The 12,812-nt window shown below is 37.0% G+C and carries 7 protein-coding genes and 3 pseudogenes; all 10 read left to right on the forward strand.

The window, feature by feature from the left end; translation table 11 throughout:
• Positions 1-5: 5 nt before the first annotated feature.
• Complete coding sequence (locus JCM21714_RS12255) at positions 6-959, forward strand: ribose-phosphate diphosphokinase (protein ID WP_148295027.1); 954 nt, start codon at positions 6-8, stop codon at positions 957-959.
• A gap of 123 nt (positions 960-1,082) precedes the next feature.
• Positions 1,083-1,721 (forward strand): 50S ribosomal protein L25/general stress protein Ctc, encoded by a 639-nt coding sequence (locus tag JCM21714_RS12260; RefSeq protein ID WP_035724744.1) that lies wholly within the window; start codon positions 1,083-1,085, stop codon positions 1,719-1,721.
• 263 nt (positions 1,722-1,984) lie between these two features.
• On the forward strand, positions 1,985-2,548 hold the full coding sequence (gene pth / locus JCM21714_RS12265) for an aminoacyl-tRNA hydrolase (protein ID WP_035724748.1): 564 nt from the start codon (positions 1,985-1,987) through the stop codon (positions 2,546-2,548).
• Between the two features lie 93 nt (positions 2,549-2,641).
• On the forward strand, positions 2,642-2,872 hold the full coding sequence (gene fin, locus JCM21714_RS12270; protein ID WP_035724752.1) for an anti-sigma-F factor Fin: 231 nt from the start codon (positions 2,642-2,644) through the stop codon (positions 2,870-2,872).
• A 111-nt stretch (positions 2,873-2,983) separates the two neighbouring features.
• A pseudogene (gene mfd, locus JCM21714_RS12275) lies at positions 2,984-6,531 on the forward strand (transcription-repair coupling factor).
• A gap of 137 nt (positions 6,532-6,668) precedes the next feature.
• A complete protein-coding gene (spoVT, locus tag JCM21714_RS12280; RefSeq protein WP_035724776.1) occupies positions 6,669-7,208 on the forward strand; it encodes a stage V sporulation protein T in 540 nt (179 codons plus the stop codon).
• A gap of 673 nt (positions 7,209-7,881) precedes the next feature.
• Positions 7,882-8,722 (forward strand): annotated as a pseudogene (glcT, locus tag JCM21714_RS12285) (glucose PTS transporter transcription antiterminator GlcT).
• A 186-nt stretch (positions 8,723-8,908) separates the two neighbouring features.
• Positions 8,909-10,950: pseudogene (gene ptsG, locus JCM21714_RS12290) on the forward strand (glucose-specific PTS transporter subunit IIBC).
• 285 nt (positions 10,951-11,235) lie between these two features.
• Positions 11,236-12,390, forward strand: coding sequence for a polysaccharide biosynthesis protein (locus tag JCM21714_RS12295; protein ID WP_052000573.1), 1,155 nt, complete (start codon positions 11,236-11,238; stop codon positions 12,388-12,390).
• A complete protein-coding gene (locus tag JCM21714_RS18445; RefSeq protein WP_052000574.1) occupies positions 12,387-12,812 on the forward strand; it encodes a polysaccharide biosynthesis C-terminal domain-containing protein in 426 nt (141 codons plus the stop codon). Before JCM21714_RS12295 ends, JCM21714_RS18445 begins: the two co-directional genes overlap by 4 nt.

The following is a 12,812-nucleotide window of genomic DNA, read 5'->3' on the forward strand; positions in this document are numbered from 1 at the left end:
GAGGTATACAAATGTCCTATAAGGATTCATCCTTAAAAGTATTTACATTAAATTCGAATCCAAGACTTGCCGAAGAAATTGCAGCGAATATTGGGGTGGAATTAGGGAGATGCTCGGTAACAAAGTTTAGTGATGGTGAAATTCAAATTAATATTGAGGAAAGTATTCGTGGTTGCGACGTATATGTCGTTCAATCTACGTGCGAGCCTGGTAATCAGCACATTATGGAATTATTGATTATGATTGACGCCTTAAAAAGAGCATCTGCACAATCCATAAATATTGTCATGCCGTATTATGGGTATGCAAGACAGGATCGGAAGGCGCGTGCTCGGGAACCAATTACAGCAAAGTTAGTAGCTGATTTACTGCAAACAGCTGGCGCAACACGAGTGATTACCTTAGATTTACATGCACCACAAATTCAAGGCTTCTTTAACATCCCAGTTGATCAACTAGTTGGTGTACCCATTCTTTCTAGTTATTGGAGTAAGAAGGGACTTGAGGATATAGTGGTAGTGTCTCCTGACCATGGTGGCGTAACACGTGCTCGCCAACTGGCAGATAGATTGAAAGCACCAATTGCGATTATAGATAAACGCAGACCGAGACCAAATGTAGCAGAAGTTATGAACATTGTTGGTAGAATTGAAGGAAAAACGGCAATCTTAATAGATGATATTATCGATACTGCTGGTACGATAACTCTTGGTGCTAATGCTTTAATCGAAAATGGTGCAACAGAAGTTTATGCGTGTTGTACCCATCCCGTCCTGTCCGGCCCGGCTATAGAAAGAATAGAGGAATCATCGATTAAAGAACTTGTAGTGACAAATAGTATTCCCTTACAGGATAAGAAGCATATTGATAAAATTACACAATTATCGGTAGCACCACTTATAAGTGAAGCGATTATCCGCGTGCATGAACGGCTATCAGTGAGTATTTTATTTGATTAATAAGATACTTAGCAGCTCGTTGGAATAAGTATAAACCAAGTGGATTTTTAAAAAAGAGGTTTAGCCTATGACACTTAAGGGAAAAATGTAAATATTAATATTTTTATATGGAGGATGATTATTGTGGCAGTAACTTTGGAAGCAAAAAAGAGAGAAGACTTAAAAACTTCAAATACAAAAGCTTTAAGATTAGCAGGTGATGTACCAGGTATTATTTATGGATACAAGGTAGAACCACAAACTGTATCAGTGAATAGTATTGAATTATTAAAAACGGTAAGAGATGAAGGGAAAAATGCGATTATCTCCTTACAAATAGATGGTAAATCTGTAGATGTGATGCTTCACGAATATCAGGTAGACCCTATCAAAGATCAATTAATACATGCAGACTTTTATGCTGTCAACTTACAAGAAGAATTGGACGTACACGTATCAATCGCAGTAGACGGTGAAGCGATTGGGGGGGTAAAAGAAGGTGGAGTGCTTCAACAACCACTGTATGAACTTGCGCTTAGAGCAAAACCAAAAGATATTCCAGAACAGATTACAATTGACGTTTCTGACTTAGCAGTCGGTGACAGCATTCTGGTTTCTGATCTAAAAGAGGGGGGGAAAAATTACGAAATCCTTGAGGATGAGAACACAACCATTGTATCGATTCTTGTTCCGGATGAAGTACCTGCTGATGAACCAGCAGAAGACGAAGAAGAAACAGAACCAGAAGCTACTGATGAAAAAGGCGAAGAAGAGGAAAAATAAACAGAAAAGACGCAACCATAAAAGTTGCGTCTTTTCATTTATGCTAAGAAGTATAAACCTAACCCAGCACTTACCAATTGAAATCTAAACGAAAAATAATATATGAAATATCTAAACCGCAAAGTAAATGGAGGGAGCTTTTGCTTTCCACTCCTCATACTTTCAAAGTTGTCACTAGTCCGGATTATGTGTCTGCTCGTTTTTTTTTACTAGTTTATGTTAAACTATAGAGAAGAAATAAATGTTAAAGGAAGACTTCAAAAATGAAATGTATAGTAGGATTAGGTAATCCAGGAATTAAATATCAACAGACCCGTCACAACGTCGGCTTTATGGTAATTGAGGAATTACTAAAACGACACCAATGGACATTAGATAAAAGCAAATTTAAAGGCCATTTCACATTAGAATCATTACATAGCGAAAAAGTCATATTATTACAACCTCAAACCTTTATGAACTTATCAGGAGAATCTATTCGTCCCTTAATTGATTTTTATGATATAGTGCCAGAGGATGTTACAGTTATTTATGACGATTTAGATTTGCCATTAGGAAAAATCCGGTTGCGACAAAAAGGTGGACCCGGGGGGGGACATAATGGAATTCGTTCTGTAATTGACCAATTAGGTACCAAAGAGTTTAACCGGTTACGATTCGGTATAGGTAGACCTGAGACACCAATGTCAGTCATTGATTACGTATTAGGTAAATTTAATGAATCAGATCATGATACGTTAGAACAATCCATCAACCATGCTGCAGATGCAATGGAAGCATGGATAAGTCAGCCGTTTCAGAAAGTTATGAACGACTATAACAAATAAAAGTATATTGTCGCGTATAGGAGAATACTTTACCGGTTAGAATAATAACTGATCAATCTCTTTAGAATTCCCCCCCTTAAGGAGGCGTGACGTATGACGTTATTATATACTTGCAAACATTGTGGAAGTGAAGTAGGCAGATTACAGCCTGACATGCTGGATCTGGACAAGATTGGGTGGAATGTTTTATCGATGGAGGAAAAGGCGAAGCTGTTACAGTATCGGCATGATGAGACTATTACTCTCTTTTCAATTTGTGAAAATTGCCAGCAACTATTAGATCAACATCCACAATACCACGAACTGGATTATTTTATTCAATAAACAATAGGCAAAAATTAGCTTTGGTTGAAACCAAAGCATTTTTGCGCGTTTTAGCAATAATTGAAAAAATGATCATATATTAGTTTTAAGGAAATTAGGGGGGGGAGCATTATGTATGAAATAAAACAATATCTACAAAACCGCGATGATGTGTATTCCATTATTAATGGTATTGAATCAGGCTTAAAGGAGCAATTGGTTTCGGGCCTGTCTGGATCTGCCAGAAGTATGTTTACCTCTATGTTGCAGGAAGCTTCTAATAAAAAAACGATTATAGTCACACATCAATTAACACAAGCACAACAACTATATGACGACATGTTGGAGTTTTCTAATGAACAACATGTATATTTATATCCTGTGAACGAATTACTGGCATCTGAACTAGCGGTTCAAAGTCCTGAGTTGCAGAGTCAGCGAATTGCGTCTTTATCCAACTGGTTACATAATAAAACAGGTATTTTAATTGCCCCCCCTGTCGCAGCCCTGAAAAGAATGTTGCCACCGATCGAATATTGGGAAGAATATCAGCTTCATTTTAAATTAACTCAAGTAATTGATATTGAGGATACCATACAGAAGTTAGTAGATATGGGCTACGCAAGGCAAGAGATGGCAGCAAGTCCTGGAGAGTTTAGTTTGCGTGGTGGTATCTTAGATGTATATCCAATTACAGAGGTTCAGCCAATTCGTATTGAGTTATTCGATGATGAAATTGACTCCATACGGTATTATGATGCTGAATCGCAAAGAACTTTAGAAAAAATAAGCGAGATAACTGTGCTACCTGCAACTGAATTGCTGTTAAAGGACCACGATATAGTCGCATCCGCTCAAAAGTTAGAGCAATCTTTGGCAGATATGTTAAAAAAAATAAAAAATAAATTAGATCAGCAAAATCTGAATGAGTCTATTACAGCTGACATAGATCGTTTACAACATTGTGAACGTTTTCAAGAAATGAAAAAGTATATATCCTTTTTCTATGAACATAACTATAGCTTGCTAGATTATCTGTCTAAGGATGGCTTAATCGTGCTTGATGAAATGAGCCGAATTCAAGAGACAGCAAATCATCTGGATAATGAGGAAAAAGAGTGGCTAAAGGATAATTTGCAACGTGGTAAAACGGTTAGAGATACAAGACTGTCATTTGACTGGCATGATGTTTGGCAGAACATGAACCAGCAAAAAATTTATTTATCCGTATTTTTAAGACATATCCCGAATACAAATCCAGTTAATATTGTCAATTTGTCCTGTCGCACTATGCAACAATTTCATGGACAGATGAATCTATTTCAAAATGAAATGGATCGTTGGCATAAAGGAGATTTCTCTGTAATTATACTAGGGCCTAATCAAAAACGAATGGAAAAGATTCAGGCGATTCTAGAAGATTATCAGATGAAAGCGACTATTAGTGAGACATTACCAGAGTTACCGCTTTCCCAGACAGTCATTACCCTTGGTAATATTAGCAGTGGATTTGAACTTCCCATGCATAAGATTGCTGTTATTACGGAAAATGAATTATTCAAACAGAAACTACCCAGAAAAAAACGAAAACAAAAGATATCCAATGCTGAGCGAATTAAAAGTTACCAGGAGCTTCAAATTGGAGATTATGTTGTCCATTCTAATCACGGGATTGGACGATATATTGGGATTGAGACGCTTGAGGTGAATGGTCTTCATAAAGATTTTATGTTACTTCGTTATTCGGGGGACGACAAACTATTTGTACCGATCGATCAAATTGAGCTTGTGCAGAAATATGTAGGTTCAGAAGGAAAAGAGCCGAAATTATATCGATTAGGCGGTAGTGATTGGAAGAAAGTAAAAAGTAAAGTACAGTCTAAAGTAGAGGATATTGCAGACGACTTAATAAAACTGTATGCAGAAAGGGAAGCAGCAAAGGGCTTTGCCTTCTCGCCTGATACAGAGTTGCAGCATGATTTTGAAGCGTCATTTGCTTATCAGGAAACAGAGGATCAATTGCGTTGTGTGGAAGAAATTAAACAGGATATGGAGAAGGAACGGCCGATGGATAGACTGCTTTGTGGTGATGTCGGATATGGTAAAACAGAAGTGGCTATTCGAGCAGCCTTCAAAGCAATTACTGAGGGCAAACAAGTGGCAATTCTAGTACCTACAACTATTTTGGCCCAACAACATTATGAAACAATAATGGAAAGATTTCAGGATTACCCGATTAACATCGGTTTAATGAGTCGTTTTCGTACGAGAAAACAACAAACAGAGACGTTAAAGGGACTTAAAACAGGGACTATCGATCTTGCGATTGGTACCCACCGGTTATTATCAAAGGATGTCATTTATAAAGATTTAGGATTATTAGTAGTAGATGAAGAACAACGTTTTGGGGGGGTTAGGCATAAAGAGAAAATAAAGCAATTAAAAACAAATGTTGATGTTCTTACGTTAACCGCAACACCGATACCAAGAACTTTGCATATGTCGATGCTAGGCGTGAGAGATCTGTCTGTCATTGAAACACCACCGGAAAATCGCTTTCCTATTCAAACGTATGTAATGGAATATAATATACCATTAGTGCGCGAGGCAATTGAGCGGGAGTTAGCACGAGGTGGCCAAGTCTTTTTCTTATATAATCGAGTGGATTCCATTGACAGAATGGCACAGGAAATTCAAGCTCTAGTAGAAGAGGCTCGTGTTTCTGTTGCACATGGTCAAATGAATGAATCTGAATTAGAAAATGTCATGTTCTCTTTCTTAGACGGGGAATCAGATGTATTAGTGAGTACGACAATTATTGAAACGGGTGTAGATATTCCCAATGTGAACACGTTAATTGTATATGGTGCTGACCGTATGGGATTAAGTCAACTTTATCAACTGCGGGGGGGAGAGTCGGGCGATCTAATCGTGTCGCATATGCTTATTTCACCTATCAAAAAGATAAAGTCTTGACCGAAGTGTCTGAAAAAAGGTTGCAGGCGATAAAGGAATTTACAGAACTAGGTTCAGGTTTTAAAATTGCGATGCGCGATTTATCGATTCGAGGGGGGGCAGGGAATATTCTGGGGGGGTCTCAACAACATGGGTTTATAGATTCTGTAGGGTTTGACATGTATTCTCAGATGCTAAATGAAGCAGTAGAGGCGAAAAAACAAGGAAAAGCTGTGGAAGAGATAAAACCATTCGAAGTGGAATTGGATTTGAAGGTGGATGCTTATATTCCTGATGACTATATTCCAGACGAGAAACAGAAGATTGATATGTATAAAAGATTTCAATCGATCTATTCACAAGAAGATATTCATGATTTGCGTGATGAGTTAATCGATCGCTTTGGTAACTACCCAACAGAGGTAGAAAATCTATTCCATGTTTCAACACTTAAAATGATGTCAAAGAAAGAGCGGATTGAATCCATCTCAGAAAGAAAACAAAAAATAGAAGTGATTGTAGCGGAAGAGAGAAGTCAGGAAATAGATGGTGCTAAATTATTTGAATTTGCCAACCAACATGGCAGATTGATTCAGTTAGGGACAGAAGAACGAAAATTAAAAGTGGAATTTAAATTTGATAATCAGCAATATATGAAGCGTTATGAGGTCCTGGAAGAGTTTATTCAAGTTCTTCAGGAAATGAATCAAACTCTGGTTGGATAACAGTCTAAATTAATCATCCGAAAAAAAGGTATAGTTTCCAATTTAATTAATCATACTAACCTTACAACATAATTATTTCAGTTTAAGAAATAATGGTATGTAATGTTCTATTACAGAAAGCGAGGTAAATGATTAATATGAAGGCTACAGGAATTGTACGTCGTATTGATGATTTAGGAAGAGTAGTTATACCAAAGGAAATTCGCCGTACGCTGCGAATCAGAGAAGGTGATCCACTTGAAATTTTTGTGGATCGTGATGGGGGGGAAGTCATATTAAAGAAATATTCTCCGATCAGTGAATTAGGCGATTTTGCAACAGAGTATGCAGAGGCATTATTTGATTCATTGAATTTATCAGTACTGATCAGTGATCGCGATGAATATATCGCTGTTGCAGGTGATTCCAAAAAGAATTATTTAGGGAAAAGTATTTCGAAGAAAATTGATCAGTTATTAGAAAGTCGTGAGTCAGTTATGGTAACTGACAAAAGTGCTATAGAAGTAATTGAAAATAAAGAGGAAGAGCTTGAGGCATACTTGTTACAACCAATCATAACAGGGGGAGATCCGATTGGTTGTATCGTGTTGTTCACAAAAGAAAAGAAAGAATTCGGAGATGCTGAAAAAAAAGCAGCCCAAACCGCTGCAATATTTTTAGCCAAACAAATGGATTAATAGTGAATGATAGAAGAGGCTTGATCAAAAGTTATTTGATATAAGTAAAATCCGAACAAACATGCGAATTCTGCGATGGGTGGAATTTGTTATCGTTCGGATTTTTTATTACATAACAGGAAGATGATGCGACATAACTTTAATTTACTGAGTAGTAATCTTGAAATTTATATTAGGTGTAACAACCGCTGCGGCTTGCCCACTTCGCTTTCCGGGGGGGCGTGTCTTCAGCTAACTTTGTAAAGAAAGACACTTTACAAAGTGGATTTTCAGATCACGCTGATCCCCCCCAGGAGTCGAAGCGGACGCATGCGCTAGATACTATTCTACAATAGATGCAAGCGGTAAAATTTTGACTTTCCTATCCCAATTTATAGGTATCATCGTATGGAAAGTCAAAAGGATATCGGTAGTTATCTTTGTATAGCAATCAACAGTGTGCAGCCGGAGCGGCTGTTTAGCAGTAAAAATCTTTCAAAATTGCCACAGGAGTTATGTCACATAATCTTTCTTATGTGCATCTTAATTTCTTACATCATTCGACTTTATGGTGGAAAATAATTGATTTGTCCATTCTCCATTTTAATTCATTAAGCTTTAGCTGATGATATCCTCGTTACTTTTTAGTACAATAAAGATAATAGTTGTTGAATACGAATGGAGGTGGAGTGATATGGAAGAGCAGATGAAGGTTAAGAAAGCGCTAAATAATAATGTGATTATTGCCACACATCCCCCTCTATCAGGAAGTTATTTTAATCGGAAAAGGTATCGGATTTGCCAAGAAAAATGGTGATATTGTGCCACAAGATCAGGCAGAGAAAACTTTTCTATTAAAAAGTGAACAGGAACAAACACAATATAAGCAATTGATGGCGTATATCGATCCACAATTAATGGAAATATTAAACGACATTATTGTGTTAATTGAGACTCGTATGGGCCAAACACTTCACGAACATATACACGTAGCATTAACAGACCACTTATCATTCGCGATCAATCGTGCGAATCAAAATGTTCAATTTTCAAACCCATTCTTGTTTGAGATTGAATCGCTATATCCAAAGGAGTTCCAGGTAGCCCATGAAGTGGTGTCGATGATTAAGGATAAGGTAGGCGTTAGCTTCCCGGCTGGTGAAATAGGGTTTATAGCTTTGCACATCCATAGCGCCGTTACTGATAAAACGATCCATGATATAAATCGTCATCATCAATTAATTGCAAAATTAGTGGAGATTATTGAAGAAAATTTAAAAGTGAAGCTGGAACGAAATAATATAAATTATAATAGACTTATTCAACATCTACATCGCGCAATTGAAAGAGTGTATCAAGGAGAACAGCTGGGTCAACAAACAAATTTAGCAAATATGTTGAAAGTAACATATCCACTATGCTATAATCTAGCTTGGAAATTAGTTAAGGTCATGCAACAACAATTACATATTCATGTGGATGAATCAGAAGTATTATATTTAACGATTCATTTACAACGATTAATGCAATCATAAACGTGTTACTGATACGATCAGGCATGAGTAAAAAGGTTGTTTTGGGAAAAGATAGTGGGGGGGAAGATATATCTCTCCATCCTTTTCCGAAACAAGTGTCCCTTTACTCATGTCTTTTTTTATTGCCTTATCGTTTGTGGATAGTTGAGGCATGAATCTAACAAAAAAACTAAAGGAGGATTTCCAATGTCCAATGTATTTGGAACGCTACAAAAAGTTGGGAAAGCGTTAATGACACCTGTAGCCTTATTACCTGCTGCCGGTATATTATTAGCATTTGGTACAAGCTTTGCACAAGATCAGTGGGTGGAACGATTCCCATGGTTTGGTAATGAAATCGTGCAAAAAATATTAGAAGTCATGTCAGAGGCAGGTGGGGTTGTCTTTGATAATTTACCATTACTCTTCGCCGTCGGTGTTGCAATCGGTTTGGCAAAAGGTGATGGTGTTGCAGGTCTAGCAGCAATTATAGGGTATTTAATCATGAATGTCACGATGAGTGTATTTGGTAATATCACACCTGAAATGACAGAACAAGCCGCCTATCAAAATGTTCTCGGTATTCCCACTTTGGGCACAGGTGTCTTCGGGGGGGGATTATAGTCGGTATCTTAGCGGCCTATATGTATAATAAGTTTTTTGATATTGAGTTGCCGCAGTTCTTAGGGTTCTTTGCAGGTAAACGATTCGTTCCGATTATTACGGCGTTTACTTCTCTAATCTTAGGTATTGTTATGTATCTGGTATGGCCATTTGCTCAGGATGGACTTAATGCTATATCACACTTTATGTTAGAAACAAATCGAACTCTTGCAACTTTTGTGTTTGGTGTAGTGGAACGAGCACTCATTCCGTTTGGTCTGCATCACATTTTTTATTCACCATTTTGGTTTGAATTTGGTTCTTATACAAATGCAGCCGGTGAAATTATTCGTGGCGATCAGCGAATCTTCTTTGAACAATTAAAAGATGGTGTTGACTTTACTGCTGGTAATTTCATGACAGGTAAATTTCCATTTATGATGTTTGGTTTACCTGCAGCTGCATTGGCTATCTATCATACAGCTAAACCGGAAAAAAAGAAAATTGTTGGAGGAATTATGTTCTCTGCAGCACTTACCTCCTTCTTAACAGGTATAACGGAACCGATGGAATTCTCATTTTTATTCGTAGCACCATTACTATTTGCAATTCATACAGTGTTCGCAGGTCTATCCTTTATGACGATGTACTTATTAGATGTTAAAATTGGTATGACGTTCTCTGGTGGTCTGATTGACTTTATGCTATTTGGTGTGATGCCTAATCGCACAGACTGGTGGTGGGTGATTATCATTGGTCTAATCTTTGCGGTTATTTATTATTTCGGCTTCCGTTTTGCAATTACAAAATTCAATTTAGCTACACCAGGACGTGAAGATGAAGCAGAGGATAGTGACGATATAGGTATAGGAGAAGTAGACGATCGTCCGTATGAAATCTTGTCTGCTATGGGTGGAAAAGAAAACATTACGAGTCTAGATGCATGTATTACTCGTTTACGTGTAAGTGTAGGCGATAAAAACAAAGTAGATAAAAAACGATTAAAACAATTAGGTGCTTCAGGTGTAATGGAAGTAGGTAATAATATTCAAGCCATTTATGGGCCAGTATCCGATACAATTCGTGGCCAAATGCAGGATATTATGGATGGGAAAACAGCGATTAAAAAAACTGAAACAAAGAATGAAGATCAATTAAATTCATCAAGCGAAAATGTAATAGTTGGTGACCTTAATTTCGTTAGTCCAATGCAAGGCGAAATTGTCTCATTATCAGAAGTTCCAGACCAAGTATTCTCACAAAAAATGATGGGTGATGGTTTTGCTATTAAACCGACAAATGGAGAAATTGTGTCTCCTGTGAATGGTAAAATTGTTAATATCTTCCCTACGAAGCATGCGATTGGCATAGAAGCAGATAGTGGTACTGAAATACTGATTCATATCGGTATTGATACGGTTAACTTAAAAGGGGGGGAAGGATTTACTGCCAAAGTTGCAGAAGGTGATCAAATTAAGCAAGGGCAAGTCTTGATGGAAGTTGATCTCGATTATATTAATGAAAATGCTCCATCTTCAATAACTCCTGTTATCTTTACTAATTTAGGAGAAGGCCAGTCCATTCAACTAAACGCATCAGGTAATGTGAACAAAGAAGACAGAGATATTTTACAGATCAATCAATAAAGTAATCCAAACCTCTAGCTCTAAACAGCTAGAGGTTTTTTAATAAGTAAAGAAAACAAAATCATAATTTTGAAATTTATAATAGGTATAACAACCGCTGCGGCTTTTCAGCATTTAGTACCATTTCAAAATTGCCACTGGAGTTACTGCACATTATCTTTCAGATGTTTAGTAGGTGAATATTTATTCAATCAAAGGAAACAGTTATAACCGGTTTATAGCAATACCTATTTTAAGTAGCTATGGTATAATGACAAGGAATTGAGATGACGAAGGAAGTATATGATGGAAGATTCGAGACAGACCGGAAAACTTTATAAAGGTGCTTTTGCGCTGATGCTCGCAGGCCTATTCAGCAAAGTTATTAGTGCATTTTATCGAGTGCCTTTACAAAACTTAACTGGTGATATTGGATTCTATATTTATCAACAAGTCTATCCTATCTTAGGGATAGCGTTTATGCTTGCTTTATATGGGTTTCCTGCAGCCATTTCGAAATATATAGCAGAGCACAAATTACATAGATATAACAAAGCAATTTATAATCCTATCTTTTTTACTTTAATGAGTTTTTCTCTCTTGCTATTTCTGGTCGTTTTTTTGTTTAGTCCATCTATTGCCAAAATGATGGGAGACACCTATTTAATTAGTCCAATCAGACATACAGCATGGGTGTTTTTATTTGTACCTTTTGTTGCATTATTAAGAGGCGGATTCCAATCCCAGCAGTCGATGCAACCTAGTGCATATTCACAGATAATCGAACAAATAGTAAGAGCGGCAATTATTATTCTGATCGCAATCTTAATCTATAAAGGCAAGATTTCGGTCTATCAAATTGCTGATGGTGCTGTAATTTCAAGTGTCTTAGCGTTAAGTGCTTCTTTTGTCTTTTTATATGTATTTGGTAAAAGACACTTCAAAAGTTTCTCTGTAAAACCGCTGGAGGAAATTCGTATTTCCGATCTGTTCTATTCTATTATAATAACTGGAGTTGTTATTAGTCTGAATCATATGTTATTGCTGCTCATGCAATTAGCAGATGCATTTACGGTAGTGCCAGGCTTGCTTACATATGGCAACTCTTTAACCGAAGCGGCAGTCTGGAAAGGTATTTTTGATAGAGGCCAGCCTCTTTTGCAATTAGTAACTATCGTGGGATCATCCATTGCTTTAGCCCTTGTGCCCCAAGTGACAAAAATGAACTGGCAAATGAATGAGGAGGAGACTCTTGAAAAAATTCGTTTATCTACAAAGTATTGTCTGATTATTTCATTAGGAGCTACAATTGGACTGATTGTACTTTTACCTGAAATCAATCAACTGTTTTTTGAGAATCAGCAGGGGGGGACCATGAGTCTAAGAATACTTGCGATATCACTATTATTCACTTCACTATCCGTTACAATGGCATCTACTTGCAAGGATTCGGTTATATGAAGTGGACAGCATTTACTTTGTTCCTAGGTCTGTTAATAAAAATTGTCCTTAATCAATGGTTAATACCGTGGTTTGGAATTCGCGGTGGAGCGCTGGCTACTGTCATAACAGTATTTTTTATTTTTATAAGTAACTTTCTTTTGCTGCGCTACACATTAAAATATGCGCCTGTATTTATGGTTTCTTGGTTAAAAATAATAACAGCGGGATTCTGGATGGCTATCCTGTTAAGTGGTTTAAAGTTAGTTCAGCCCTTGTTATTTCAAATCGATAATCGCATAATATTATTCTTTTTCGTTACCAGTTGTGTGACATTAGGCTTGATCGTCTATGCGATGCTCATTCTATATGGTAAAGTACTATCACAAAAGGAGATAGAGTCATTTTCGATGTTTAATAAATGGAAGAAAGGAAAGAGATAA

Source organism: Gracilibacillus boraciitolerans JCM 21714, assembly GCF_000521485.1.
GTDB lineage: Bacteria > Bacillota > Bacilli > Bacillales > Amphibacillaceae > Gracilibacillus > Gracilibacillus boraciitolerans.

Bases quoted from the DNA above. Each gene is read 5' to 3' on its own strand.
- pth (WP_035724748.1), top strand. From the start codon at position 1,985: ATGAAATGTATAGTAGGATTAGGTAATCCAGGAATTAAATATCAACAG.
- fin (WP_035724752.1), top strand. From the start codon at position 2,642: ATGACGTTATTATATACTTGCAAACATTGTGGAAGTGAAGTAGGCAGA.
- spoVT (WP_035724776.1), top strand. From the start codon at position 6,669: ATGAAGGCTACAGGAATTGTACGTCGTATTGATGATTTAGGAAGAGTA.
- JCM21714_RS12295 (WP_052000573.1), top strand. From the start codon at position 11,236: ATGGAAGATTCGAGACAGACCGGAAAACTTTATAAAGGTGCTTTTGCG.
- JCM21714_RS18445 (WP_052000574.1), top strand. From the start codon at position 12,387: ATGAAGTGGACAGCATTTACTTTGTTCCTAGGTCTGTTAATAAAAATT.